Origin of the sequence: Lonsdalea quercina subsp. quercina (genome assembly GCF_000688695.1) — a bacterium.
Taxonomy (GTDB): Bacteria; Pseudomonadota; Gammaproteobacteria; order Enterobacterales; family Enterobacteriaceae; genus Lonsdalea; species Lonsdalea quercina_D.
In genome coordinates this window covers 369,121-395,650 of record NZ_JIBQ01000003.1, presented here as the reverse complement: position 1 = coordinate 395,650, position 26,530 = coordinate 369,121, and the positions used below count along the sequence as shown (strand labels likewise).

The 26,530-nt window shown below is 56.7% G+C and carries 31 protein-coding genes and 1 riboswitch; of the genes, 21 read left to right on the top strand and 10 right to left on the bottom strand.

Annotated elements, in window-relative coordinates; translation table 11 throughout:
* Positions 1–6 precede the first annotated feature (6 nt).
* The 12 genes from lptE to lipA all read left to right on the top strand — a co-directional run bounded on the left by lptE (position 7) and on the right by lipA (position 11,067).
* Entirely contained in the window at positions 7–564 is a 558-nt protein-coding gene (gene lptE, locus SB13_RS03015; protein WP_026738934.1) for an LPS assembly lipoprotein LptE, read from the top strand.
* Positions 561–1,595, top strand: a complete 1,035-nt coding sequence (holA, locus tag SB13_RS03010) for a DNA polymerase III subunit delta (RefSeq protein ID WP_026738933.1) — start codon at positions 561–563, stop codon at positions 1,593–1,595. The genes lptE and holA overlap by 4 nt, the downstream gene beginning before the upstream one ends.
* A complete protein-coding gene (nadD, locus tag SB13_RS03005) occupies positions 1,582–2,256 on the top strand; it encodes a nicotinate-nucleotide adenylyltransferase (protein WP_072000194.1) in 675 nt (224 codons plus the stop codon). The genes holA and nadD overlap by 14 nt, the downstream gene beginning before the upstream one ends.
* A gap of 170 nt (positions 2,257–2,426) precedes the next feature.
* Positions 2,427–2,744, top strand: a complete 318-nt coding sequence (rsfS, locus tag SB13_RS03000; RefSeq protein WP_026738931.1) for a ribosome silencing factor — start codon at positions 2,427–2,429, stop codon at positions 2,742–2,744.
* 1 nt (position 2,745) lies between these two features.
* Positions 2,746–3,216, top strand: a complete 471-nt coding sequence (gene rlmH / locus SB13_RS02995) for a 23S rRNA (pseudouridine(1915)-N(3))-methyltransferase RlmH (RefSeq protein ID WP_026738930.1) — start codon at positions 2,746–2,748, stop codon at positions 3,214–3,216.
* Between the two features lie 36 nt (positions 3,217–3,252).
* Entirely contained in the window at positions 3,253–5,157 is a 1,905-nt protein-coding gene (mrdA, locus tag SB13_RS02990; protein ID WP_026738929.1) for a peptidoglycan DD-transpeptidase MrdA, read from the top strand.
* A gap of 8 nt (positions 5,158–5,165) precedes the next feature.
* Positions 5,166–6,278 carry a peptidoglycan glycosyltransferase MrdB gene (mrdB, locus tag SB13_RS02985; protein WP_026738928.1) on the top strand — a complete coding sequence of 371 codons (1,113 nt, stop codon included), beginning with the start codon at positions 5,166–5,168 and terminating at the stop codon, positions 6,276–6,278.
* 9 nt (positions 6,279–6,287) lie between these two features.
* Positions 6,288–7,346 (top strand): endolytic peptidoglycan transglycosylase RlpA, encoded by a 1,059-nt coding sequence (rlpA, locus tag SB13_RS02980; RefSeq protein ID WP_026738927.1) that lies wholly within the window; start codon positions 6,288–6,290, stop codon positions 7,344–7,346.
* Between the two features lie 171 nt (positions 7,347–7,517).
* A complete protein-coding gene (gene dacA / locus SB13_RS02975) occupies positions 7,518–8,729 on the top strand; it encodes a D-alanyl-D-alanine carboxypeptidase DacA (protein WP_026738926.1) in 1,212 nt (403 codons plus the stop codon).
* Positions 8,730–8,846: 117 nt separating this feature from the next.
* Positions 8,847–9,110, top strand: a complete 264-nt coding sequence (ybeD, locus tag SB13_RS02970) for a DUF493 family protein YbeD (RefSeq protein WP_026738925.1) — start codon at positions 8,847–8,849, stop codon at positions 9,108–9,110.
* 107 nt (positions 9,111–9,217) lie between these two features.
* Positions 9,218–9,928 carry a lipoyl(octanoyl) transferase LipB gene (gene lipB, locus SB13_RS02965; RefSeq protein ID WP_026738924.1) on the top strand — a complete coding sequence of 237 codons (711 nt, stop codon included), beginning with the start codon at positions 9,218–9,220 and terminating at the stop codon, positions 9,926–9,928.
* Positions 9,929–10,101: 173 nt separating this feature from the next.
* Entirely contained in the window at positions 10,102–11,067 is a 966-nt protein-coding gene (lipA, locus tag SB13_RS02960; protein ID WP_026738923.1) for a lipoyl synthase, read from the top strand.
* 101 nt (positions 11,068–11,168) lie between these two features.
* On the opposite strand, the gene tatE is transcribed toward lipA, so the two are convergent.
* Together tatE and SB13_RS02950 are read right to left on the bottom strand one after the other, a co-directional pair.
* Complete coding sequence (gene tatE / locus SB13_RS02955) at positions 11,169–11,375, bottom strand: twin-arginine translocase subunit TatE (RefSeq protein WP_026738922.1); 207 nt, start codon at positions 11,373–11,375, stop codon at positions 11,169–11,171.
* A 134-nt stretch (positions 11,376–11,509) separates the two neighbouring features.
* On the bottom strand, positions 11,510–12,316 hold the full coding sequence (locus SB13_RS02950) for a deaminated glutathione amidase (protein ID WP_026738921.1): 807 nt from the start codon (positions 12,314–12,316) through the stop codon (positions 11,510–11,512).
* Positions 12,317–12,410: 94 nt separating this feature from the next.
* Positions 12,411–12,471: riboswitch (Fluoride riboswitch) on the top strand.
* Positions 12,472–12,542: 71 nt separating this feature from the next.
* Here SB13_RS02950 and crcB point away from each other — a divergent pair.
* A complete protein-coding gene (gene crcB, locus SB13_RS02945) occupies positions 12,543–12,926 on the top strand; it encodes a fluoride efflux transporter CrcB (protein ID WP_026738920.1) in 384 nt (127 codons plus the stop codon).
* 47 nt (positions 12,927–12,973) lie between these two features.
* Here crcB and cspE read toward each other — a convergent pair whose 3' ends face one another.
* Positions 12,974–13,183: a transcription antiterminator/RNA stability regulator CspE gene (cspE, locus tag SB13_RS02940; protein WP_026738919.1), complete on the bottom strand. Its 210-nt coding sequence runs from the start codon at positions 13,181–13,183 to the stop codon at positions 12,974–12,976.
* 550 nt (positions 13,184–13,733) lie between these two features.
* Between cspE and SB13_RS02935 the strand changes: the two genes are divergently transcribed.
* Genes SB13_RS02935 through SB13_RS02920 form a run of 4 tightly spaced genes read left to right on the top strand, consistent with a single transcriptional unit; the run spans position 13,734 to position 16,107 of the window.
* Positions 13,734–14,093: an ArsC family reductase gene (locus SB13_RS02935; RefSeq protein ID WP_026738918.1), complete on the top strand. Its 360-nt coding sequence runs from the start codon at positions 13,734–13,736 to the stop codon at positions 14,091–14,093.
* Position 14,094: 1 nt separating this feature from the next.
* Complete coding sequence (dapE, locus tag SB13_RS02930) at positions 14,095–15,222, top strand: succinyl-diaminopimelate desuccinylase (RefSeq protein WP_026738917.1); 1,128 nt, start codon at positions 14,095–14,097, stop codon at positions 15,220–15,222.
* Positions 15,219–15,893 (top strand): M15 family metallopeptidase, encoded by a 675-nt coding sequence (locus tag SB13_RS02925; RefSeq protein ID WP_026738916.1) that lies wholly within the window; start codon positions 15,219–15,221, stop codon positions 15,891–15,893. The genes dapE and SB13_RS02925 overlap by 4 nt, the downstream gene beginning before the upstream one ends.
* Position 15,894: 1 nt before the next feature.
* Entirely contained in the window at positions 15,895–16,107 is a 213-nt protein-coding gene (locus SB13_RS02920) for a YpfN family protein (RefSeq protein WP_026738915.1), read from the top strand.
* A gap of 149 nt (positions 16,108–16,256) precedes the next feature.
* Here the strand turns inward: SB13_RS02920 and ypfH are convergent, their stop codons facing one another.
* From ypfH to dapA, 6 genes are all read right to left on the bottom strand, one after another.
* The gene (ypfH, locus tag SB13_RS02915) at positions 16,257–16,940 is read right to left on the bottom strand and encodes an esterase (protein WP_036150026.1); all 684 of its coding nucleotides are present in this window, start codon (positions 16,938–16,940) and stop codon (positions 16,257–16,259) included.
* 149 nt (positions 16,941–17,089) lie between these two features.
* Positions 17,090–19,114, bottom strand: coding sequence for a tRNA(Met) cytidine acetyltransferase TmcA (locus SB13_RS02910; protein ID WP_051616310.1), 2,025 nt, complete (start codon positions 19,112–19,114; stop codon positions 17,090–17,092).
* 4 nt (positions 19,115–19,118) lie between these two features.
* Complete coding sequence (locus tag SB13_RS02905) at positions 19,119–19,574, bottom strand: DUF441 domain-containing protein (RefSeq protein ID WP_026738912.1); 456 nt, start codon at positions 19,572–19,574, stop codon at positions 19,119–19,121.
* 161 nt (positions 19,575–19,735) lie between these two features.
* Positions 19,736–20,449, bottom strand: coding sequence for a phosphoribosylaminoimidazolesuccinocarboxamide synthase (gene purC / locus SB13_RS02900; protein WP_026738911.1), 714 nt, complete (start codon positions 20,447–20,449; stop codon positions 19,736–19,738).
* A 101-nt stretch (positions 20,450–20,550) separates the two neighbouring features.
* Positions 20,551–21,591 (bottom strand): outer membrane protein assembly factor BamC, encoded by a 1,041-nt coding sequence (gene bamC, locus SB13_RS02895; RefSeq protein WP_026738910.1) that lies wholly within the window; start codon positions 21,589–21,591, stop codon positions 20,551–20,553.
* Positions 21,592–21,607: 16 nt separating this feature from the next.
* Complete coding sequence (gene dapA / locus SB13_RS02890; RefSeq protein ID WP_026738909.1) at positions 21,608–22,486, bottom strand: 4-hydroxy-tetrahydrodipicolinate synthase; 879 nt, start codon at positions 22,484–22,486, stop codon at positions 21,608–21,610.
* 147 nt (positions 22,487–22,633) lie between these two features.
* On the opposite strand from dapA, the gene SB13_RS02885 reads away from it, so the two are divergent.
* From SB13_RS02885 to arsC, 4 genes are all read left to right on the top strand, one after another.
* Positions 22,634–23,203 (top strand): glycine cleavage system transcriptional repressor, encoded by a 570-nt coding sequence (locus SB13_RS02885; protein ID WP_026738908.1) that lies wholly within the window; start codon positions 22,634–22,636, stop codon positions 23,201–23,203.
* Positions 23,204–23,205: 2 nt separating this feature from the next.
* Positions 23,206–23,673, top strand: a complete 468-nt coding sequence (bcp, locus tag SB13_RS02880) for a thioredoxin-dependent thiol peroxidase (protein ID WP_026738907.1) — start codon at positions 23,206–23,208, stop codon at positions 23,671–23,673.
* 184 nt (positions 23,674–23,857) lie between these two features.
* A complete protein-coding gene (gene bepA, locus SB13_RS02875) occupies positions 23,858–25,321 on the top strand; it encodes a beta-barrel assembly-enhancing protease (protein WP_026738906.1) in 1,464 nt (487 codons plus the stop codon).
* A 20-nt stretch (positions 25,322–25,341) separates the two neighbouring features.
* Positions 25,342–25,707, top strand: a complete 366-nt coding sequence (arsC, locus tag SB13_RS02870) for an arsenate reductase (glutaredoxin) (protein ID WP_026738905.1) — start codon at positions 25,342–25,344, stop codon at positions 25,705–25,707.
* 6 nt (positions 25,708–25,713) lie between these two features.
* On the opposite strand, the gene hda is transcribed toward arsC, so the two are convergent.
* Entirely contained in the window at positions 25,714–26,421 is a 708-nt protein-coding gene (hda, locus tag SB13_RS02865; RefSeq protein WP_026738904.1) for a DnaA inactivator Hda, read from the bottom strand.
* Between the last annotated feature and the right edge of the window lie 109 nt (positions 26,422–26,530).

Sequence of the window (26,530 nt, the reverse complement as noted above, 5' to 3'; positions counted from 1 at the left end):
GAACTTGTGCGACACCCACTAATGACGTTGTTGCTGGGACTGGCGGTACTCATCACCGCCGGTTGCGGTTTTCATCTGCGCGGCACGACTCAGGTGCCGCATCAGTTGCATAACCTGATTCTGGATAGCTCGGACCCATATGGGCCGATGACGCGCGCGGTGCGCGAGCAGCTTCGTCTCAACAATGTGAACATTGTTGAGAATTCCAAACGTCAGGACATTCCGTCCCTGCGCGTGCTGGGGGCTTCGCAAACACGCAGTACCGCGTCCGTTTTCCAGGATGGTAAAGCCGCCGAGTATCAGTTTGTCCTGGAGCTGAACGCTCAGGTACTTATGCCGGGTGATGATATCTACCCGCTGAGCGTCAAAGTCTTCCGCACTTTCTTTGATAACCCGCTCACGGCGCTCGCCAAAGACGCCGAGCAGGATATTATCCTCCAGGAAATGCGCGAGCAGGCCGCACAACAGCTGGTGCGTAGCCTGCTGACCGTGAAGGGAAGCAAAAACGCCGAGCAGAACAAAGAGACACCCCATTCTGCTCCAGCCGCTCCCGCACGTTCATGACCCGGATTTATCCTGAGCAACTCGCCGCGCAGCTCCGAGAGGGGCTGCGCGGTTGTTATCTGCTATTCGGCAACGATCCGCTGCTGCTGCAGGAAAGTCAGGATCACATCTGCCATACCGCTCAACAGCAAGATTTTGACGAACAATTCCGGTTTACACTGGATAACACGACTGACTGGGACGCCATCTTCGGCGCCTGTCAGGCGCTGAGCTTATTCTCATCACGACAGATATTGTCGCTGACGCTGCCAGACTCCGGTCCCGGCGCGCCGATAGGCGAACAGCTGGTGAAACTCGCCGGGCTACTCCATTCTGACGTTCTGCTGATTTTGCGCGGCGCCAAGCTCACCCGCGCCCAGGAGAACAGCGCCTGGTTCAAAGCGTTGTCGCAGAAAAGCATCTACGTGCCCTGCATGACGCCCGAACAGGAACAGCTTCCGCGCTGGGTCATGCAACGCGCCAAGAGTATGAAGCTGGAACTGGATGAACCAGCCTGCCAGTTGCTCTGCTACTGCTATGAAGGCAACCTGCTGGCGTTGTCCCAAGCACTGGAACGTCTGTCTTTGCTCTACCCCGACGGCAAACTGCCGCTGCCCCGCGTTGAACAGGCCGTCAGCGATGCCGCGCATTTTTCGCCGTTTCATTGGCTGGACGCGCTCCTGGCGGGGAAAAGCAAACGCGCCTGGCACATCCTGCACCAGCTACGTCTGGAAGAGTGCGAGCCCGTCATTCTGCTGAGAACCGTGCAGCGTGAACTTTTGCTGCTGTTGCAGTTGAAACGGCAGATGGTCGCCACCCCGCTACGCACCTTGTTCGACCAACATAAAATCTGGCAAAACCGCCGTCCCCTGATAACGCAGGCCTTGCAGCGCCTGTCGTTGGAACAGCTACAGCAGGCCATCACCCTGCTCGCCAGACTGGAAATCACCCTGAAACAGAATTACGGCCAGCCTATTTGGGCAGAATTGGAGACACTGGCGATGATCTTGTGTGGAAAAGCCCTGCCCGATAGTCTGATTGAGGTCTACTGATTTGCCGATCCCGGATACAACTAGCGAACTGACCGCCTACTTTGGCGGTACGTTCGACCCGATTCACTTTGGTCACCTGCGCCCCGTCGCCGCGCTGGCGGCCGAAGTCGGACTGCAGCAGGTCGTCCTGCTGCCCAATAATGTCCCCCCTCACCGCGAACAACCTGAAGCCAACGCCCACCAGCGTAAAGACATGGCTGCGCTGGCGATCGCGAATACCCCGCTTTTCCGCATCGATGACCGCGAACTGCGGCGGGAAACGCCTTCGTACACGATTGAGACATTGGAAGCGTTAAGACAGGAAGCCGGTCCGACGGCACCGCTGGCGTTTATCATCGGTCAGGACTCGCTGCTCACGCTGCATCACTGGCACCGCTGGCAGGAAATCCTGTGCTATTGCCACCTGCTGGTATGCGCCCGACCAGGCTACAGCCGCACGCTGGAAACCCCTGAATTACAGCAATGGCTGACGTCCCATCACACTACCGAGGTTAGCCAGTTGCATCAGCATCCGCACGGGTTAATCTATCTGGCGAACACTCCGCTGCTCCCCATTTCCGCGACTGAAATCCGTCAGCGCAGGCAACAGGGGCGCGACTGCAGCGACCTTTTGCCCGCCCCCGTGCTGAATTATATAGATACACACGGGCTGTACCGATAGCGACGGCTTTATACCACTCAACATGACTGCATGGTATACTCCGCCGCTGGTTCAAACGGCAGGCAACCGGCCTGCCGCGGCAGACTCGCCACGCTTTTGCGCGCATGCTGAAAGCGACATCGCTCCGCCCATCAAGCTCAGGCTGATTAACATTACCCCAGGGGGAACATTTGCAAGGCCAAGCACTCCAAGACTTCGTTATTGATAAAATCGACGACCTGAAAGGTCAGGACATCGTGGCGTTGGACGTCACCAATAAGTCCAGCATCACAGACTGCATGATCATCTGTACCGGAACTTCCAGCCGTCACGTCGCGTCCATCGCCGACCATGTCGTGCAGGAGTCCCGCGCCGCCGGTCTGCTCCCGCTGGGCGTAGAGGGCGAAGCGCTGGCTGACTGGGTTGTTGTCGACCTGGGCGACGTGATTGTCCATGTCATGCAGGAAGACAGCCGTCAGCTGTACGAACTGGAAAAGCTCTGGAGTTGATATGAAACTGCAACTGGTCGCCGTGGGCACCAAAATGCCCGACTGGGTGCAGACCGGATTTAGCGATTATCTGCACCGTTTTCCGAAGGATATGCCACTGGAACTGGTGGAGATTCCTGCCGGAAAACGGGGCAAAAATGCCGATATTCGCCGCATTCTTGAGCGAGAAGGCGAACAAATGCTGGCCGCCGTGGGGAAAGGCAACCTGATTGTGACGCTGGATATTCCCGGCTCACCGTGGGAAACCCCGCAGCTGGCCCAACAGCTGGAACGTTGGAAACTGGACGGGCGCAACGTGAGTTTGCTGATTGGCGGGCCGGAAGGCCTGTCGCCGCAGTGTAAAGCGGCGGCCGAACAGAGCTGGTCACTGTCCCCATTGACGCTGCCCCACCCGCTGGTGCGCGTACTGGTGGCAGAGAGCCTGTACCGCGCCTGGAGCATTACGGCTAACCATCCTTACCACCGGGAGTAAGGCGATACCATGAACTATCAGAACTGATCCTGCCGGATGAACATAGAGCGTAAACCTTTTCGTGATTATACGGCTGAGTCGGCCCTGTTTGTACGCCGCGCGCTGGTGGCGTTTTTGGGCATTCTGCTGCTGATCGGCATCCTCGTTGTCAATCTGTACCATCTACAGATTTCACGCTTTGACGACTACCGCACCCGTTCCAACGAAAACCGCATCAAGCTGGTCCCAATCGCGCCCAGCCGTGGCATTATCTATGACCGCAACGGCACGCCGCTGGCCCTGAATCGGACCATTTACCAGCTAGAGCTGATCCCCGAAAAGGTCAATAACCTCGAAGCTACGCTGGACGCGCTGAAGCCCATCGCCGATCTCACCGACGAAGACCTGGATGCTTTCCGCAAAGAGCGCAAGCGTTCGCGCCGTTTCNCCTCAATCGCGGTGAAAACCGGCCTGTCCGACGTGCAGGTCGCTCGCTTCGCGGTCAACCAATATCGCTTCCCCGGCGTTGAAGTCAAAGGCTACCAGCGCCGCTACTATCCCTACGGTTCTGCGCTGACCCACGTCATCGGCTACGTATCCAAAATCAACGACCGGGATCTCGACCGGCTGGCGAAAGAGGACAAACTGGCGGACTACGCGGCAACGCACGATATCGGCAAACTCGGCATTGAGCGCTACTACGAAGACCTGCTGCACGGCAAACCGGGCTATGAAGAGGTTGAAGTCAATAACCGCGGTCGTGTCATTCGCCAGCTGCACGAACAGCCGCCGCAGGCCGGGAAAGATATCTATCTGACGTTGGATCTGAATCTGCAGATTTACATCGAAAAACTGCTGGAAGGCAGTCGCGCTGCGGTCATCGTCACCGATCCGCGCGACGGCGGTCTTTTGGCGATGGTGTCCACGCCCAGCTACAACCCGAACCTGTTTGTCGACGGCATTTCAGGCAAAGATTATCGCACGCTGCTCAACGACCCCAACCGTCCGCTCATCAACCGAGCCACGCAAGGCGTCTATCCGCCGGCTTCTACCGTAAAACCCTATATCGCGGTTTCCGCGCTGACGGCGGGCGTCATTACGCCCAATACTTCGCTGTTCGACCCGGGTTGGTGGCAGCTTCCAGGTTCGGAAAAACGCTTCCGCGACTGGAAGAAATGGGGACACGGACGGCTTAATCTGACCAAAGCGCTGGAAGAGTCGGCGGATACCTATTTCTACCAGGTCGCCTACGATATGGGCATCGATCGCCTGTCTGAATGGATGACGAAATTCGGTTACGGCGACTATACCGGTATCGATTTGTCTGAAGAGCGCGCCGGGATCATGCCGACGCGCGACTGGAAAATGCGGCGATATAAAAAACCGTGGTATCAGGGCGATACCATCCCGGTAGGTATCGGTCAGGGCTACTGGACCGCCACGCCCATCCAAATGCTGAAAGCGCTGACGACACTGATCAACGACGGTCAGGTTAAAACGCCACATCTCCTCGCCAGTACGCAGGAGCATGGCGTCAAAGTGCCTTTCGCTCAGCGAGAGCATACGCAGATTGGCGATATTCACTCGGGCTATTGGGAACTGGTCAAAGACGGCATGTATGGCGTAGCCAACCGCGCCAACGGCACTGCGCACAAAAGCTTTGCGGACTCGCCGTACAAAATCGCGGCCAAGTCCGGTACGGCGCAGGTATTCGGCCTGAAGGAAAACGAGACCTATAACGCTCATAAAATTGCTGAACGGCTGCGCGACCACAAGCTCATGGTTGCCTTCGCCCCGTACAATGACCCGAAAGTGGCCATGACCATTATTTTGGAAAACGGCGGCGCCGGACCCGCAGTCGGGACTATCGTGCGTCAGATCCTCGACCATATTATTTTGGGCGACAACAACGTCAATCTCCCGGTCGCGCCCCCCGCGCCTCCGGGCAGTGAAACTGAGTAGGCAAATTCATGACCGACAGCCAACAAAAAGGATCAATCTGGACCAAGATCCATATTGATCTCCCGTTTCTCCTCTGCGTACTGGCACTGCTCTCCTACAGCCTGATTGTCATGTGGAGCGCCAGCGGGCAGAACATTGATATGATGGAGCGCAAAGTCGCTCAATGCGTGCTCGGCCTGATTGTAATGATCATCATGGCGCAGATCCCGCCCCGTGTGTACGAAGGCTGGGCGCCCTACTTGTATGTCGTGTGCGTGATCCTGTTGGTATTAGTGGACGTGTTCGGCCAGATTAGTAAAGGCGCACAGCGCTGGTTGGATCTGGGCGTGGTCCGCTTCCAGCCATCCGAGATCGCCAAAATCGCGGTTCCATTGATGGTATCTCGCTATATCAACCGCGATATGTGTCCTCCTTCCCTGAAAAATACCGCCATTGCGCTAGCCCTGATTTTCGTGCCTACGCTGCTGGTGGCGGCGCAGCCTGATCTAGGGACGTCGATTCTGATCTGCGCATCAGGCCTGTTCGTTCTCTTTCTCGCAGGGATGAGCTGGCGACTGATTGGCTTCGCCGCGCTGCTGCTGGCCGCCTTCATTCCCATTCTTTGGTTCTTCCTGATGCACGACTATCAGCGAGACAGGGTGATGATGCTGCTCGACCCGGAGAGCGACCCTTTGGGAGCGGGTTATCATATTATCCAGTCCAAAATCGCCATCGGTTCTGGCGGCCTCTCCGGCAAAGGCTGGTTACAGGGCACGCAGTCGCAGCTGGAGTTCCTGCCGGAACGCCATACCGACTTCATCTTCGCCGTTTTGGCGGAAGAGCTTGGCCTGATCGGCGTACTGATTCTGCTCACGCTTTATCTGTTCCTGATTATGCGCGGTCTGGTGATCGCCGCCAACGCGCAGAACTCCTTCGGCCGCGTCATGGTCGGCGGTTTGATGCTAATCTTCTTTGTCTACGTTTTCGTCAACATCGGCATGGTCAGTGGTATTCTGCCCGTGGTCGGTGTACCGCTGCCACTGGTCAGCTATGGCGGATCGGCCCTGGTGGTCTTGATGGCGGGATTCGGTATCGTCATGTCGATACATACTCACCGCAAAATGTTATCCAAAAGCTTATAGAGGTGGGCAATGCGTAAGAATTGGCTAGGGATTGTAGCGCTCGGTCTGCTGTTGTCTGGCTGTAGCACCGAGACGGAACAGGCGAGGNCCGCGCCCGCCGCGCCGGCGGTTTACAACGGCCCGGTGGAAGAGATCGGCGGCGCGGAGCCGCGCTATGAACCATTTAATCCTTCCACAATGCAGGATTACACCGTCAACGGCCGAAGCTATAAAATCGTCAAAAATCCGCAGAACTTCAGCCAGACCGGTTTGGCGACCTGGTACGGCGAAGAACTCTCGGGCAACCGCACATCCATTGGCGAAGAGTTCGATCCCAATGCGCTGGCCGCCGCGCACCCGACTCTCCCCATCCCCAGCTATGTGCGCGTGACCAACCTCAGCAATGGGCGTCAACTGGTGGTCCGGGTCAACGATCGCGGACCGTTCACGCCGGGTAGAATCATTGATTTGACGCGCGCCGCAGGTGAGCGACTGAATATATCCAACAATACCCGCGTCAAGGTCGACTTCATCAGCGTGGCGCCCGACGGTACGCTGTCAGGGCCGGGCACTGTCGGCACGCGGGTGGCCAAGCAGAGCTTCGCCCTGCCCGAACGTCCTAACCTCAGTGCCAGCGGAATGAGCGCGCCGGTCATGTCCCCGGCAACCACCACCGTCACGGCACCGCCCGTCGCCGATACGGCCGCGGACACTGCCGCCTCAACTGCATCTCCAACCGCCAATTCAACCCCAAGCGGCGGATTCCTTGGCGCGCCTCAGCCGCTGCGCAGCGGCGTTCTGGAAACATCGCAACCGACGGTGGCTTCAACGGCCGCTCCCGCGGTAGCGACATCGCCCGCCGCTGGCGGCAACGTGGTGGTTCAGGTCGGTGCGCTCAAGGACTCACAACGCGCCGACGCCTGGCTGAGCAGTCTGAAAAACCGTTTTAACGTCAACGGCAACGTCACGCAGAACAATGGTCTGTATCGCGTTCAGTTAGGTCCGTTCACCAGCCGACAGCAGGCGCTAGAGCTACAGCAGCGGCTGGCAAGCGAAGCGCAGCAGCAGNCTTTTATCACAACGCTGTAGGCCGATACCCACCGGGGAAGCGAAAGTGACATCGTTTTTCCCCGTCAAGACGTCGCCCGGCGGGACCCTTCGGCAAAATTGCGTAACGTATTATCTGATGCCGCCCAGGATCTTCATCTGCTATAGTGTGACTCGTTTTTAACTCATACCCATGGATGTTGTTGTTCCATCATGAATACAGAAACCGCAACTCGTTTTATGCCACGCATCGTGCTGGGCTCACTACTGGCACTCTGTGCATCGACCTTCGCCCACGCCGACGACGTCAACCTTAAGACCATGATCCCCGGCGTGCCTCAGATCGACGCCGAAGCTTATATTCTGATTGATTACAACTCGGGTAAAGTCCTGGCGGAAATGAACGCCGACACCCGTCGTAATCCGGCCAGTCTGACTAAAATGATGACCAGTTATGTCATCGGCCAAGCCATCAAGGCGGGGAAAATCACCCCTAACGACGTTGTGACCATCGGTAAAGATGCCTGGGCGACCGGCAACCCGGAGTTTCAGGGGTCTTCTCTGATGTTTCTGAAGCCTGGAGATCGCGTCAGCGTCTCTCTGCTTAACAAAGGGATTATTCTGCAGTCGGGCAACGACGCCTGCGTCGCCATGGCGGACTATGTCGCCGGCAGTCAGGACTCGTTCGTCAACCTGATGAACAACTACGTTAACGCGCTGGGCCTGCAAAATACGCAGTTCAAAACCGTACACGGACTGGATGCCGAAGGGCAGTACAGTTCAGCTCGGGATATGGCGCTTATCGGGCAGGCGCTGATCCGCGACGTGCCGGACGAGTACGCGACCTATAAAGAGAAAGAGTTCACGTTCAACAACATTCGTCAGACCAACCGTAATGGACTGCTGTGGGATTCCAGCCTGACCGTAGACGGAATCAAAACCGGCCATACCTCTTCCGCTGGCTATAATCTTGTCGCTTCGGCGACCGAAGGTCAGACACGCCTGATTTCCGCCGTGCTTGGCGGTCGGACATTCAAAGGCCGTGAAACGGAAAGCAAAAAACTGCTGACCTGGGGCTTCCGTTTCTTCGAAACCGTGGCGCCGCTGAAATCCGGCAAAGAGTTCGCTTCGGAACCGGTCTGGTTCGGTGACAGCGATCGCGTCGCGTTGAGCGTAGAAAAAGATGTCTACATCACCATCCCGCGCGGTCGCATGAAAGATCTGAAAGCCAGCTATGTGTTGAACAACACCGAGCTGCACGCGCCGCTGAGCAAAAACCAGGTCGTTGGCACCATCAACTTCCAGTTGGATGGAAAAACCATTGAACAGCGCCCGCTGGTGGTGATGAACGAAGTGAAAGAAGGCGGCATTTTCAGCCGTCTGATGGACTATGTGAAGCTCATGTTCCACCGCTGGTTCAGCTGATCCCCGCTTGTTTTCGGGCATAAAGCCCCCATATCACATGGATAACCACACTCCCGCCTCGGCGGGAGTTATACTTTTTATTGTCTTACCGTTAGAAAACCACTCTGGAGTATCTTAATGAAAACCAAACTCAACGAACTGCTTGAATTCCCCTGCTCCTTCACCTACAAGGTGATGGGTCTGGCGCAGCCGGAGCTCGTCGATCAGGTGGTTGAAGTCGTACAGCGCCATGCGCCGGGTGACTACACGCCGCAAATTAAACCCAGCGCGAAGGGCAACTACCACTCGGTTTCCATCACGATTAACGCTACGCACGTCGAGCAGGTTGAAACGTTGTACGAAGAGCTGGGCAAAATCGACATCGTACGTATGGTGCTTTAATCTCGTCGACTGTTTCCACCACCGGAAGGCCGACGCAGACAGCAGACGCTATTCGTCCCCACGGCGGTATCCAGTATACTGACCGCCATTCATTCCCGACTCTGAAGATGACGCCAGTGGAACCAAACAAGATCATCATACGTCAGCTAGGCTTGCTCCCTTACGAGCAAGTGTCCTTGGCGATGCACCACTTCACCGAACAACGCGATGGCGACAGCGCTGACGAGCTCTGGCTGGTTCAGCACTCCCCGGTGTTCACGCAGGGACAGGCGGGCAAGGCGGAACACGTGCTGATGCCGGGAGATATCCCGGTCATCCAGAGCGACCGCGGGGGACAGGTCACCTATCATGGCCCGGGCCAGCAGGTGATGTATGCCATGATTGACATTAAACGCCGCAAAGTCGGTGTCCGTCAGTTGGTCAGCGCGATTGAACATACCGTCGTCGATACGTTGGCGCATTTCGAGATCGAAGCTCACGCTCGCCCGGACGCCCCTGGTGTGTATGTCGGCGATAAAAAAATCTGCTCGCTTGGTTTGCGTATTCGGCATGGCTGCTCTTTTCATGGTCTGGCGCTTAATATTGCGATGGATTTGTCGCCTTTCCAGCGCATCAATCCGTGCGGTTATGCGGGTATGCAAATGACGCAGATCCGCGATCTCATACCCGGCGCGACCATTGAAAAGACGGCCCCCGTCCTGACCGCCGCCTTTATGCGGCTACTCGGCTACACAGAGAGCGAATGGATAGATTGGGCGTGGGAACAACGGGGAGAACCGCTGCCGACAGCGTATTTTTCACCCGGCCGCCCGGCATAATCATTACATTTCATTTACACTAATGATGCTTTTTGCCTGCTCAAGGGCTGATTGTCACCGGGCAAAGATGATATAATTTTGTGAGTTTTTTAAAAAAAAGTTTAACGACTCACGCGATTCATGAATTAGTCGTTAATTCATGACAGCGATTCAGAACTGGAACTTACGCAAACATGAGTAAACCGATTCAGATCGAACGTGGCGTAAAATACCGCGACGCCGATAAACTGGCCTTGATTCCTGTACGGACCGTTGCCGTTGAACGCCAGGATATGCTGCGCAAACCCGAATGGATGAAGATTAAACTCCCTGCCGACTCAAGCCGGATCAAGGGAATTAAAGATGCCATGCGCCGCAATGGACTGCATTCGGTTTGTGAAGAAGCCTCCTGCCCTAACCTGGCTGAATGTTTCAACCACGGTACGGCCACCTTTATGATCCTTGGCGCAATCTGCACCCGCCGCTGCCCCTTCTGCGATGTTGCGCATGGCCGACCGATCGCGCCCGACGCCAACGAACCGGAAAAGCTGGCGCAGACGATCCACGACATGGGTCTGCGTTATGTCGTTATCACATCGGTAGACCGTGATGATCTGCGTGACGGCGGCGCTCAGCACTTCGCCGACTGCATCAGCGCTATCCGCCGTAAAAGTCCGCAGATTAAGATCGAAACGCTGGTGCCAGACTTCCGCGGCCGAATGGATCGCGCGTTGGAGATTCTCAATGCCAGCCCGCCGGACGTCTTCAACCACAACCTGGAAAACGTACCACGGCTATATCGTCAGGTCCGTCCCGGCGCCAACTACGAGTGGTCGCTCAAACTGCTGGAAAACTTCAAGGCCGTGCATCCGGACATCCCGACGAAATCTGGTCTGATGGTAGGACTGGGTGAAACCAACGAAGAGATTGTGGAAGTGATGCGCGACCTGCGCCGTCACGGCGTGACGATGCTGACGTTAGGTCAATATCTGCAACCCAGCCGCCACCATCTTGCAGTGAAACGCTATGTGCCGCCGGAAGAGTTTGATGAGATGAAACAGGAAGCGCTGGCGATGGGATTCACTCACGCCGCTTGCGGGCCTTTCGTGCGATCGTCTTACCACGCCGACCTGCAGGCGAAGGGTGAAGAGGTCAAATAATCCGTCTATCCGGCAATAAATGATTACAGTTTGCCGGTGAGGAACCAAGACTGAGCGGACGGGATCCCGTCCGCTGCACGCCCGGCATCATTGAAAAATGATTATTCCTTGTTGCGCACGTCGTTGAGCGCAGCAGGTTCTTCCGGAGTCTGTGTTTTAGCCGTAGTCTGATCGTCGTTCATGGCTTTTTTGAAGCCCTTGATCGCCGCTCCCAGGTCGCCACCCAGGCTACGCAGTTTGTTGGTGCCGAAAAGCAGAACGATCAATGCGCCAATCACCAACAGTTTGGCAATGCTGATACCTTCCATAAATACCTACCTGATTTTATACGCTGGGACAGCCAGCACTTGTGCCTCGTCCCGTTTTAAGACGGCCTTCATCATAATACAACGGTCATCTGTAACAAAATAAGACCGGCACTCCCGTACCTCGACGCAATCCATTAGCCGAAGTTACCTTTACAGCGTAATACAGGCGGTTCGAAGCGGCTATGATTCAGAACAGGTAATTGACGGCGCACACGTTGAATTCGCTCCAAACTCAGATCGGCAAAGAGCAGCGCGGGTTCTTCCGTCGCCTGTGCGACAACAACCCCCATCGGATCGACCACCATGCTATTGCCAATATTCTTCACGCCGCACTCGCCCACGGCGATCAGGTAACAGGTATTTTCCAGCGCACGGGCTCGATTCAAAAGCTCCCAATGCATCTCTTTATGCGCGCCTTTCACCCAAGCGGCGGGAAGCACCAGTGCATCGGCGCCTTTATTCGCCAGCATTCGCGCCATATCCGGAAAACGCAGGTCGTAACAGACCATCATGCCGACCTTAACCCCGTCGATGTCGATCACCGGAGGAAGCATCCCCCCCGGAGTGACCCGTTTAGACTCCTGCCAGGAGAAGGCATCGTAGAGATGGAGCTTGTGATAATGTGCCAACACCTCCCCCTCACGCAAAACCAACAGCGTGTTATACACGCGCCCCTCTTCCGCAGGGGTATGCAGGGTGAAGACGACGGTGAGGGATGATGATTCGCTGGCCGAGAGGAGCTGGCTCACAAAAGGCCCGTTCAAAGGCTGCGCGTGATTGATTCCCCACTCAGCATCGGCGTTATCTCGCGCCAGCACCGCCTCCGGCAGCACTAGCAGGCGGGCTCCCGCGACCGTTGCCTCATGCATCAGCCTAATGCACGTATTCGCGTTATCCTGCCACTGCCGTTGTACGGCAAACTGACCCAGCGCAACTTTCATAGCACTCCCTCACTCGGTGAGTCATAGACCATGATGAACCGGCACCCGATGCGCTTACCTACAAAAACGCGGTGCTAACGGGTAAACTTTGGATGTTTGCAACGGAGATGACATTCCTCCATAACCGCCTTTTGGCTGATGATGTCTACGCCTTCTCGGACCCAGACGTCGCGTACGCCCATCGTTTCGAGATTAGCCCAACTTGCTGTGGAAATAAAAGATGTCCATGTACGCTAATTTATTCGCTGTTTTTTTCGGTGGTGGTATTGGCTGCGTCGCACGCTGGCTGCTGAGTCTGCGTTTTAACAGCGGCGCACCGGGAATACCTACCGGAACGCTGATGGCCAACCTGATTGGCGCGGCAATCATTGGGGCTGCGGCAAGCTATTTTATCCGTTTGCCGGACTTGCCTTCGCACTGGAAGCTGGTGGTGACGACAGGTTTCTGCGGCGGCTTGACGACGTTCTCTACGTTCTCAGTGGAAATGCTTGGGATGATTCAAGAAGGACAGTGGTTAACGGCGGGGATCTATATGGTATTGAGCTTCGTCGGTTCGCTGGCGCTAGCAGCTCTCGCTTTTTCTCTCGTCAGCTGGCTGGCGGCTCACTGAAAAATAAAAACCCGCCAATGGGCGGGTTTTTTTAGAAATCGGTATAATTAAATAGCGATAACGTTAGCAGCAGAAGGACCTTTTGCACCGCTAGTGATTTCAAACTCTACACGCTGACCTTCAGCCAGAGTTTTGAAGCCATTGCTCTGGATGGCAGAGAAGTGTACGAACACGTCTTTGCTACCATCTTCAGGAGTAATGAAACCGAATCCTTTGGACTCATTAAACCACTTAACGCTACCTGTAATCTTAGACATCAAACTTACCTTTAACATGAATGAAAGACACAAACTCTGTGTCATGCACAGTACAGCAATAGATGAAGCATTTGTCCAGCTGAACATCGACGAAATGCAATAAAAAGCGTTAAAAAATTCGACCAGCGCCTTTTATGACCTGCATTCGCCCGCAATATGCTTTTTACAACTAACTAACGCCATTTTTTATTCAATTTTTGGGATAAAGAAAAACAGGTTGGGAAAGACCGTCCGCGGCGATAACACATTTTTAGCTAAAGATGAAGCGCAAATTTCATACAACGCCTCCTCGACAAAACCCCGACGTCCGAAATGGTAGGCCAAATAAATAGGCATCAAATAATAGCCTCTTTTATTTACTCAAGTTTCCTCATTTCTTCAGCAACCGCCCCATCCGCACCTGTTTTAACGTGGCGAAAAACCACCAGGTTCCCGAGCCGCACCCAGGTTGACATGAAAAAACGCCCATAGATTGGTATGGTATCGGACCTACATTAAACGGTATGATTTGCATACTAATTCCTAATAAAAAACAAAGGGTTTATTAGCCATGACGACCATGTACGGTATCAAGAACTGTGACACCATCAAAAAGGCCCGCCGTTGGCTGGAGGCCCACCAGATTGACTATCGTTTTCATGATTACCGGGCGGATGGACTGGACGATACTCTGCTGCAATCGTTTATCGATAGCCTGGGCTGGGAACCGCTGCTGAACAAGCGCGGTACCACCTGGCGCAAACTGGACGAAACCCGACGAGAGGCGATCGATAATTCCGCTGCGGCAAAAGCTGTTATGCTGGAGCAACCGGCACTCATCAAACGTCCTTTACTGATTAACAAGGATGGGAAAACGCTGCTCGGCTTCAGCGACGACAGCTACCAGCAATTTTTTGCGGAGGAGAAATAACGTGTCCTGCCCCGTCATCGAACTCGCTCAGCAGTTAATTAAACGCCCTTCCCTCAGCCCGGACGACGCCGGCTGCCAAACGCTCATGATTGAACGCCTGGAGGCCATCGGCTTTACCGTCGAAAAGATGAATTTCGGTGAAACGCAGAACTTTTGGGCCTGGCGCGGAACTGGCGAAACGCTGGCCTTTGCCGGACACACCGACGTGGTTCCGAGCGGAGACGCCAGCCAATGGCAACATCCTCCCTTCGAACCCACGATTAGCGACGGTATGCTGTATGGCCGTGGCGCGGCGGATATGAAAGGATCGCTGGCGGCGATGGTCGTCGCCGCTGAGCGCTTCGTCGCCGCGAACCCTCAGCATCAAGGCCGACTTGCCTTTTTGATCACCTCAGACGAAGAGGCCGACGCGACGCACGGCACCGTCAAGGTGGTGGAAGCGCTGATGGCGCGTCAGGAGCGTCTGGACTACTGTCTGGTCGGCGAACCCTCCAGCACCAGCCGGGCGGGCGACGTCGTCAAGAATGGCCGTCGCGGCTCGATTACCGCCAACCTGCGGATCCACGGTATTCAAGGACATGTCGCCTATCCTCATCTGGCCGACAATCCGGTCCACCGTGCGCTGCCGGCGTTAAACGAACTGGTCTCCACCGTATGGGATGAAGGCAACGAGTTCTTCCCGCCTACGAGTATGCAGATCGCCAATATCAAAGCCGGCACGGGAAGCAACAACGTGATCCCCGGCGAACTGCAGGTTCAGTTCAATTTCCGTTTTAGTACAGAGCTGACGGACGAAACCATCAAACAGCGCGTCGCCGAGCTGCTGGACCGACATCAGCTGAACTATACTTTGGACTGGTGGTTATCGGGTCAGCCATTTCTGACCGCACGCGGCGCGTTAGTGGATGCCGTCGTCAACGCGGTCGAGCACTACAGCGAAATCACCCCGCAACTGCTGACCACCGGCGGCACCTCAGATGGCCGCTTTATCTCCCGAATGGGCGCGCAGGTGGTGGAGTTAGGTCCTGTGAACGCCACCATTCATAAAGTGGACGAGTGCGTCAACGCAGCCGATTTACAGCTGCTGAGCCGTATGTATCAACGGATTATGGAGCAATTGATCGCATGATCACCCATGCCATGCTGACCGGAAAGAGTGACCAGCATCTGACGACGCTGACGGGTCAGCATCGCCTGCAGCCCGGTGCGGTAGGCGCCTTTCAGGCGTTACAGCGGCAAGCAAGACGGGCGGGATTTAATCTCCAGCCCGCCAGCACCTTTCGCGACTTTGAACGTCAACGGCTGATATGGAACGGCAAATTCACCGGGCAGCGCCCGCTGTTATCGCATGACAGCCAACCGGTGGACGCCCTGTCGATGGACGTCCCGGAACGCTGCGAGACGATCTTAAGGTGGTCCGCACTGCCCGGGGGAAGCCGCCACCATTGGGGCACCGATCTGGATGTGTACGATCCCGATCGGCTGCCGTCGGGGCAATCCTTGCAGCTCGAACCGTGGGAATATGAATCCGGCGGTTACTTTTCCGAACTGAACCAATGGCTGACGGAGCACATGGGGGCGTACGACTTTTATCGCCCCTATGCCCATGACAAAGGCGGCGTCGCCGTTGAACCCTGGCACATTAGCTATCTGCCGCTGGCCCGCGAGGCTATGGCGTTGCTGTCGCCGGACATCATTCTTGAGGCCTGGGAAGGAGAAGACGTCGCAGGTTATGACTGGCTGAAACCCGACCTCCCCACGCTGTTCACCCGATTTATACACGCTGTCGATGAGGCATAATATGGCATGGCTGGCTGATTACTGGTGGATCATTCTGCTGATCCTGGTGGGAATGTTAATTAATGGGATCAAGGATTTACGTCGCGTAGATTACAAACGGTTCCTGAAAGACAAGCCCGAGCTACCGCCTCACCGCGACAATAATGCGCAGTGGGATGAGGAGGATGATTGGCCGAAAGATAAGAAACAAGATAAAAAACAGGACGAAAAATAGTCTTTCCATCCTGTTTGACCGTCTTTCGCGGTAACCGCGAAATCCGCAGGCGCGGAGCCGACCGCAATGCGCCTCGCTTCCCCACTCCGCTGACGCGTCCACTTGCCGCCGAAACGCGCTGCCCCCCTTTGGCGAAAAAGGCGCAGCGCTTAGCGAAAGGCGATAAGCTCCCCGCGCTTGCCCTGCACAGCCTCGTCCCAGTATCGCTGAGGAATGTAGTACCGCAGGCGATCTAACGCGAAGTCCATCATGCGCATATCAATGGCATGCCCTAATTCCGGCACCCTATCCAAGGTAAAGTCCGTCCCCAATATTTGCAGCCGTTGGGCCGCCAAAGACGCGTACTCGGATGAGATCACCGGATCGTTCTCGCCATGCAGTAAATGCACCACGCTATCATCCGATAACGGTTGTTCTGGCAACGTGGCGTAACGACCACTGAAGACCACCGATCGTCCGGCCAACTGACGCTCGGCCTTCAGGGCTTCCAGGATCATGATGCCGCCCTGCGAAAATCCCACCAACGCGGTATGACTCGCATTGATACCGCTCTGTTTCTGCCAATAGCGAATGGTCTCGATAAAGCCAGGCAGGACGCGCTGAACGCGTTCGGGACGATTCTCCTCAGTAATATCCTGCACCGAGAACCAGCAGCGGCTGCCATTCTCGCCTTTCGGGCTACCCACGCTGATCACCAGCGCCTCGCTGAATGCGTTGGCGAAATAGCGGCCGATTTCGGCCATCGACGCCGGGTTATCCCCGACGCCATGAAAAATGAGGAATAACTGCCGGGGAGCGGAAGGCTGCTGTACCACAACGTGTTCATGTTTCATGAGTTCTCTCCTTCGGGCTGTTATTCGCGTCTATGGAGTCACTATACGCCCGGCGCCAATCGCCCAATATTGAGGTTTATTGAAGGAGTTGTTGCATAATCCTGCACGGCGTCGTGTTGACGCGCAGAGACGTCAACCGCGGAGAGAAATTACGCCAGCCACCGCCGCGCGTATTGGAGAGCGTCGTTATGGCAATGTGACAGGGCCTGCGCCGTTTCTTCACGCCAGCGGCGCAGCAAGGCTTTTTTGCCGCACAGCCCCAACCGCTCGACGCATTGGCGCTCTTGCGCCCCCTCGTCCAGCCATAGCCTCAGCGCTGGCAACGCCAGCGGAGTATGAGCCAGGAGTCGGCACAACGAACCCAGACTCGCCTGAGGAGAGCGATGAGCGTAAGCGAATCCGTACAGATTGAGCCAGTCGGCCTCATCCAGCGCATTATCGTCGTCCAGGTCGATAGGCAGCGCCAGCTTAATATCCCGTCGTAACCAGCGCCAATCGCGAGCCAGTTGGCGTGCGGCCTCTCGCGCCAGCGTCTTACCGGCCTCGCTCAAGGGGAATAACGCCATCGCGCTGTAACAGCCGCTGCTAGCTTCGATATGACTGCCTATCCGCGCCAGACAAAAGCCGCAGCGCTGCCAGAAACGCCACAGCTCTGGCTCATAGCCGAAGCTGACCGACAGAAAGTCCATGCCCTCTAGCGCGCCCTGCCGTTGTTGTTCCCGCACCAGCGCCAGCCCAATCCCTTTCCGTCTCGCCGGGGGCAGGACGGCAATACGACTGATACGTCGGGAGCGCAGTTGCGGCGCTGTCCACAAATTGCCGTGGGCCGCCAGCGACTGCGCGACCAGATTTCCGCGTGGACGTCGACGTCCAGCCCACACATCGCGGGCCAGTCCGGCATCAAGCCCGCCCTCATCCACCGACCAGATGACGCCGTACAGGCTTTCGCCGCTACGGGCCGCGGCAAGGTGCATACCGGGGGCATCCAGCAAACGGCGTAAGTCCAAGGGCGAAGTTCGGTAGTGCGCGCTGCACAGCAGGCCGTAGCACTGTTCCAGGCGAGCCGGAAAGCGGTTCCAATCGGTGGTTTCGTCGTGGACCAGTGTGACAGGCGCGGTTAAAGGCTGTCCCTCCAGCCGGTTCTCAGCCTGAAACAGCATGATGTGATCCAGCAAACGCTCCAGCGGATCGTCGGTGGCCCAGCGCAGCGGTTCACTGAGCTCCAGCATTCGGCAATCTGACAATCCGGCACAAAATTTAAGCCAGAAACCGCGTCCGGTGCCTTCGTAGCCCAGCACGGTGGTCGTCATCAGCACATGGGGAAAATAGGACACTAATTCATCGAGGACCGAAGACGGGAGCGCCGCCGCTTCGTCGACCAACAGCCACTCGGCACCACCGCCGTGCTGGCGACAGTGCGCCAACAGGCTATCTGGCGACCAGAACGAGGGCGCGTCGCCCGACTGACGCAGCAAGACATCGCTGGCCGCACGGGAAGGCGCAACTACCCAACAGCGTTCGCGACATTGCTGCGCGAACAGCCCCGCCACCGTGGATTTTCCGCGTCCTCTCGGAGCGGTAATGACATAAGCCGCGTGACGAGCGGCCTGTAGCTGCAGCAGGATATCCTGCTGACCTTGCGTGGGTCTGCCGTCCGGCGCATGCCACGCAGGCCGGGTGCGAATCGGCGTCAGGTTAAACGGCATCGACTGCCGCCAAAGCGCAGCTTCGCCGTCAGACAGCAGGGCCGAACGCAAACGGCGGATGAACGCGGGCGTGGCGATCGCTTCCGCACTCTCGCTCCAGCGTAAGCTGTCCGCATCCGGGCTGCTTGGCCAAGCTTCCCACTCGGGGACTAATAGCAGCAGCCAGCTCCCAGCCTTGAGGGTGCCCGCCAGGATCGCCAACGCCTCTGCATCTAATCCATCGTAGGCGTCAAAGACGCCGTGCAGGAACTCCTGCCCCAACTTCCCTTTCAGTTGAGACGGCGCCAGCACTGCTCCCGGTCCGGTCTTGCCGACCCACGGCCAGTCACCGGGCAGCGCCTGGCGCAATGCGTGGGCCTGTTTCATCCCCCATTCACGTTCGCCGCTGATCGTCAGCACACGGCGAATACCCGCCTGTGTCAGCGCCGCTTGCGCGGCGACAATCGCGTCGAGAGCTGACTTCGACAAAACGTCAGCCGCCTTTACCGACCAGCAACGACAGCAACCCGGCGGCAATCAGCGGACCGACCGGGACACCGCGGAATAACGCGACGCCCATCACCGTGCCCACCAACAAGCCAGCTACGACGGAAGGTTGGCTCGTCATCAGCGCTACGCCGCGGCCCCCCAGCCAGGAAACCATCACGCCGATCAGCACCGCCAGCAGCGATTTCCAATGCAGGAACGAATGCATGACCTCTCCCGCGCTGATTTTTCCGCTGGCGATGGGCGCCATCACCCCTATCGTCAACACCAGTACGCCAATAGTCAGGCCGTATTTCTCCACCCAGGGGAAATAGTGGTTCAACGGCGTGATGCGTACCGCCAGCAGCGCCAGAATGGCCAGCGTGACGGTCATGTTGTGGCTGATGATGCCGAGCGCGGCCAGCGCCAGTAGAATGAGTAGCGTCGGGTCTAAATAGGCCATGAAAATTCCTTGCGGGGAAAAACAGAAAATACGGCGGGCAATAATACCACCGATCGTGATAGGACCGGCGTTCAATCTCAGGCGGAGTGGCGGTATAGTCGAACGTTGGGAGCGCCGTCAGGTTTTGAGTCCCTGACGGCGGAACGGAAACGATTGCTTTTTTAGTCTAAAGAAACGCCGATACGGCGGGCAACTTCTTCATAGGCTTCAATCACACCGCCCAGGCTCTGACGGAAACGGTCTTTATCCATCTTATCCAGCGTGTTTTTGTCCCACAGACGGCTGCCATCCGGCGAGAACTCATCGCCCAGCACCACTTCGCCCTTGAACAGACCAAACTCCAGTTTGAAGTCCACCAGAATCAGTCCGGCATCGTCAAACAGCTTGCTGAGAACGTCATTCGCCTGATAGCTCAAGGCTTTCATGCGCGCCAAATGCTTCTCGCTTACCCAGCCAAAGGTCTCGCAGTAAGACTCGTTGACCATAGGGTCGTGCATGGCGTCGTTTTTCAGGAACAGGTCAAACAGCGGCGGATTCAGAATTTCGCCCTCTTTGATGCCAAGGCGTTTCACCAGCGAGCCAGCGGCACGGTTACGGATTACGCATTCAACCGGCACCATATCCAGTTTTTTTACCAGCACTTCGGTATCGGACAGCAGACGCTCCATCTGAGTCGGAATACCCGCTTCTTCCAGCTTGCTCATGACGAAGTGGTTGAACTTGTTGTTCACCATTCCTTTACGATCAAACTGCTCAATGCGCTGACCATCTAACGCTGACGTATCATTGCGAAACTGCAGCACCAGCAGATCGGGATCTTCCGTGGTGTAAACCGTTTTCGCTTTTCCGCGATACAACTCAGCTAGCTTTTGCATCTTTATTACTCCACACAGTGAGGGCCATCCGCGCATGGCCCGTGATAGTTAACGCGTTGACAATATAATTAAAAAGGGCCGGATTATCCGGCCCTGAACACTTATCGATTAAACGCTGCCTGGAACACCGCCACCAACGCGTCGTTTTGCGACTGGGTGAGCGTATGACCTTTCGAGTCGATGAACTGCAGGCTGCTGCGGTTGCCGAGATCGCCGNCCTGCAACTTATAATCTCCGTTCGTCAGCTGCGGATCTTTCGCACCCAGCGAATCCCAATGGTCGCGGCTCGGCGAGCGGTAGGTCACAGAGACCGTACCCTGAGGACGGCTGCGATCGTTCACCGTCATCCCGCTATTTTCCAGCGCCTTCGGCAGACGGTCCCAGACCTGAACATAGCTTCCGCGCACCACGATCAACGGCAGGCCGGCATCGTCGGCGGCGCTCTGAACATCCAGAGACTGAGTTCCGCGATGAGACTGCGCATTTTCACGGGCGGACACCGCCTTCTCCAAGCCATCGGACAACGAGTTCATCATCTGGCTCGTGTAGCGTTGCGTCAGGAAGGCATCATTCAGCGTTGCGTTGTTCTGCTGCAGGGCGAGGAGTTTCACGCCCAGCGCCAGCTGATAGCCCTGAGGCTTCAACGACACTTCATAACGCGCCTGATAAGGCGGTTCTTTTTCTTCTTCGGAACTCCAGCTGATCCACCCGGTAGTCAGCGTCTGGCTGGCATCCTGACGACTGTCGATGGTGTAGCCTTTGGACTGCATCACCTGAGTGAGCTGGGACCACAGCTGGCTGTTCTGAGCGCTGTTTTCCAGCAGCAAAGTCGCCGTATTTCCACTCACCTGACCGCGTGATCCGTTCAGCAATGCCAGCGATTGCATCGGCGGACGAATATCCAGATTTTTACCCACCAGACCGTTTTGATTAATCGGCGGGACATCGTAGTCACCGTTCTGCAACGGCAGAATCATGCCGGACGGGACATTCAGCGCACGGTGCTCCGGCGTCTGCAGGTAGGACTCATCACCGTTGACCTGACGCTTGTAGCGTTGATCGTTGGTACAGGCTGTCAGCAGCGTGATCAGCGAAAGGCTGACCACGGTTGCCACCATTGACTTTTGCAATGAAGAACTCATTCAATCTCCCTAACGATTACAGCAAACCAGACTGCTTCAACGCCTGCCCTACCGCCTCACGACCACTTTCGGTCAGAGGCGTCATCGGCAGACGCAGCGTGTCGGTCGCTATCAATCCCAATGCCTTACAGGCCCACTTCACCGGAATCGGATTGGGTTCTACAAACAGTTTCTGATGAAGCGGCATCAGCCGTTGGTTAAGACGACGGGCTTCAACAAAGTTGCCTCGCGCGGCCAGCGAGCACATTTCCGCCATTTCACGAGGGGCGACGTTCGCCGTAACGGAAATCACCCCGTGACCGCCTAGCTGCATGAAGTCCAGACCAACGTCGTCGTTGCCGCTCAGCAACACGAAGCTGTCATCAACCAGTGCTTGGATCTGAGTCACCCGGCTTAAGTTCCCCGTCGCCTCTTTAATTCCGACAATATTTTTGATGGCGGCAAGGCGAGCGACGGTTTCCGGCAGCAGGTCGCAGCCGGTACGGGAGGGCACATTATAGAGGATTTGAGGCAGGTCGGTATGTTCGGCAATCGCTTTAAAGTGCTGGAACAGCCCTTCCTGAGTCGGTCGGTTGTAGTACGGCGTCACCGTCAGACAACCTGCGATGCCGCTGTCGTTGAAACGTTGGGTCAGGGAGATGGCTTCCGCCGTGGAGTTGGCGCCAGTGCCGGCGATAACAGGGATGCGTCCGTCGCACAGGTCCAGCGTCAACATCACCACGTCCCCATGCTCGTCATGGCTTAGCGTGGCGGACTCTCCGGTGGTCCCTACCGAAACAATCGTCGATGTTCCGCTTTCGACGTGAAAATCGATTAATTTTTTTAAAGCCGCACGATCGACCGCGCCTTTGGCGTCCATCGGTGTAATCAGAGCAACACTACTTCCCGTAAACATTGGCCATCCCCTCCCAAAACAAGTGCCTCATGGTACTTTTGACATCCATGCAAAAGCAAGCGTGCAAGCGCCGTTGTCTGCGCTTGGCAGCCGGTTTTTTTTATGTGTACCATGTAGATCTCAACACATTGAACAGGAAGCGCCATTTTGCCTAGCCCTCAAGAACACTATCTGGTCATCACCGCGCTGGGGGCCGATCGCAACGGCATCGTCAATACGATTACGCGCCATGTCAGCAGCAGCGGCTGTAACATTGAAGATAGCCGTCTTGCCATGTTGGGCAAAGAGTTCACCTTTATCATGCTGCTTTCCGGCAGCTGGAACGCCATCGCCCGGATCGAGTCCACGCTGCCGATCATCGGCGCCGAGCTGGAGCTGCTGATCGTCATGAAACGCACGGAATCGCATGCACGTCCGCCGATGCCCGCCACGGTCTGGGTCAAGGTGGAAGTGGTGGACTCCCCGCATATTATCGAGCGTTTTACCGACCTGTTCGACTCCCACCAGATGAACATCGCCGAACTGGTTTCCAAAACTCAGCCAGCCATCGGAGACGCCCTGCCGAAGCTGTACATTCAAATCACCGCGCACAGTCCGGCCGCGCTGGACGGCTCAATTATCGAGCCAGCCTTTCATCAGCTATGTACAGAACTGCAAGCACAAGGCAGTATTAGCGTGGTGAACTATCCACAGCACGCAAAGAGAGATGGAGAGTAGTGATGACCACACTGAAAGCCGGCGATATCGCACCCAAATTTAGCCTGCCCGATCAGGATGGCGAACCTGTTAACTTAACCGATTTCCAGGGACAGAAAGTCTTGATTTACTTCTATCCCAAAGCCATGACGCCGGGTTGCACCGTGCAAGCCTGCGGTCTGCGCGACAATATGGACGACCTGAAGCACTACGGCGTTGAAGTCCTCGGCATTAGCACGGACAAACCCGAAAAGCTGTCCCGCTTCGTAGAAAAAGAGTTGCTGAACTTTACGCTGCTGGCGGATGAAGACCATCAGGTCGCCGCTCAATTCGGCGTCTGGGGCGAGAAATCCTTCATGGGGAAAACCTATGATGGCATCCACCGCATCAGCTTCCTGATCGACGCGGAAGGCAAGGTAGAAAAAGTCTTCGATAATTTCAAAACCAGCAATCACCATGACATCGTGCTGAGCTATCTGAAAGGCGAATAATCGTCTTCTGAGGTTGCAAGGCCTGCCGGTACGCGTGCTTCGTACCGGCCATCTTCCCTTCTCACACCTTCCGCGCTTGCTTTCATTCTGTCTTTTGATACCTGGGATTTCCTTTGCAGGCGACCTCTGGCTAAGATGAAGACCATGATAACGATTTCGCCCCGTTCACAAGGTGGTATGCACAATGGCTAACCGACTTCACCAGACGGTGATGGCGATGCTGGCGACAACGCTGCTTGCCGGCAGCCCGGTCGCCGTCAGCGCCGACGTTCAGGATCGTCTGCCGGATATCGGCACGACGGCAGGCGCTACGCTTAGCATCAATCAGGAACTGGAAATGGGGGATTTCTATCTGCGCAAACTGCGTGCCGGCGCGCCGCTGGTCAACGATCCCCTGCTTTTACAGTACATCAACCAGCTAGGTAACCGGCTGGTCAAATCCGCCGACTCCGTGCGGACGCCGTTTCACTTCTTCCTGGTCAACAACGACGAGATCAACGCCTTCGCCTTTTTTGGCGGCAACGTCGTGATCCACTCCGGTCTGTTTCGCTATGTAGAGAACGAAAGCGAGCTAGCCTCAGTGCTGGCGCATGAAATCTCCCACGTCACCCAACGCCATCTGGCGCGCGCTATCGAGTCACAGAGAAGCAGCGCGCCGCTGACCTGGGCGGGCGCGCTGGGTTCGATCCTACTGGCGATGGCGAATCCTCAGATGGGGATGGCGGCGCTCAGCGGAACGCTGGCGGGCGCTCAGCAAGGCGTGATCAGTTTCACGCAGGCGAATGAACAGGAAGCCGACCGCATCGGCATTCAGGTACTGCAACGCGCGGGATTCGATCCGCAGGCGATGCCTAATTTCCTTCAGCGCCTGGCCGATCAGACGCGCTATGCCACCACGCCGCCGGAAATGCTGCTCACTCACCCATTGCCGGAAAGTCGGCTGTCCGACTCGCGAAACCGCGCCAACCAGATGCGCTCGACGCCGGTCCATTCGTCGCAGGATTTCCTGTTAGCGCGTATTCGCGTATTGACGATGTACGCGTCGGACGACAACCCGATCGCCGCCACGCTGCTAGGCATCTGGGAAAAAGGCAATGTCCGCGAGCGAGAGGCGGCGCAGTATGGCCGAGCCATTCAGGCATACCAGACCAAGAAATACGATAGCGCTCGCGCGGCTCTCCAGCCCTTGCTCGACAAATCGCCCGCCGATCCGTGGTTTCTGGACCTGATGACCGATATCGACATTGGGCAGCAGCGCGCGTCCCAGGCCATCGCCCGCCTGCAGAAAATTCCGGACGCCCAGATCAACCCGGTGCTGCAGCTCAATCTGGCGAACGCCTATGTGGAAGGCAATCAGGCCGCGGCCGCCAGCCGGCTCCTGCATAAGTACACCTACGCCAATCCCAGCGATCCCAATGGCTGGGAGCTTCTCGCCCATGCGGCGGCAGACCAGGGTAATCGCAGCGAAGAACTGGCGGCGCGGGCAGAAAGTCTGGCGCTGAACGACAAACTGGATCAGGCCATCCGCCTGCTGAGCAACGCCAGCGCCCAGAGCCAACTCGGCAGCCTGGATCAGGCGCGCTACGATGCCCGCATCGATCAGCTGCGCACGCTGCAAAAACGCTTCCAGCAATACGATAAATCCTGATGACCCAAGGGAATAATGCAATGAACGATCGAGTGGTGATATATCACAATCCACGCTGCTCCAAGAGCCGGGAAACGCTGGCGCTGCTGCAACAGCAGGGNGTCGAGCCGCAGATCCTCCGCTATCTGGATACCCCGCCCGATGCCAAGACGCTAGGCTCACTTCTTCATATGCTTGGTTTTACCCACGCGCGGGATCTCATGCGCCGCAACGAAGCGCTCTACAAGGCGTTGAATCTGGGGGATGAGACGCTGAGCGAAGCGCAGCTGATTGAGGCGATGGCGACCCATCCCAAATTGATCGAGCGTCCTATCGTCGTGGCTGACGGTCAGGCGCGGCTTGGACGGCCGCCGGAGAACGTCCTGGCGATCCTGCCGCAGAAATAGCCGGCGCTAGAGGTCGAGGGCCTCTTTGACGAAGGGGATGGTCAGCTTGCGCTGCGCCGCGATCGAGGCGTGGTCGAGCTGGTCCAACGTCACGAACAGCGTTCGCATCTCACGGTCCAGCCGTTTCAGCAAGAAGCGGCTGACATCCTCCGGCAGCTCAAATCCGCGCAGTCTGGCCCGCAGTTGCAAAGCTTCGCCTTTTTCATCGTCGGACAGCGGCTGTAAGCGATAAATTTGTCCCCAGTCCAGCCGGGACGCAAGGTCAGGCAACTGCAGATTAAGCTGGCGAGGCGGACGATCGCCGGTGATCAACAACCGCGTGCGACCGCCTTCCTGAATGCGGTTATAGAGATTGAACATCGCCATTTCCCACTCTTCGTCGCCCGCAATGGCCTCGATGTTGTCGATGCAGACCAGCGCCAGCTGCTCCATCCCGTCCAACACCTCAGGCACAAAATAGGCGCGCTTATCCAGCGGCACATAGCCGACGGCTTCGTCTTTGCGGGAGAGTTCGGCGCAGGCCGCATGCAGCAGATGGCTCCGGCCTCCGCCGTGGCGCGACCAGAAATAGATGTAGCTGCCGTGCCGCTGAGTCAATGCCGAATGAAGCGCCGCCAGCAGCGAAGCGTTTTCTCCGGGATAGAAACTGTCAAACGTTTCGTCATCCGGTAAATAGAGCGGTAATGAAAGCTGTGCCGGCGTGTTCAGAAGCACCTCAAACCTAACGGGCAGGAAAACGGGGCAAGTCTATCACAGAAACTTTCCCCTGTTGAACCGGCAGCACACCTGCCGCCGGGGCCGGTCCCCGCCGTCGGCTCGCGAC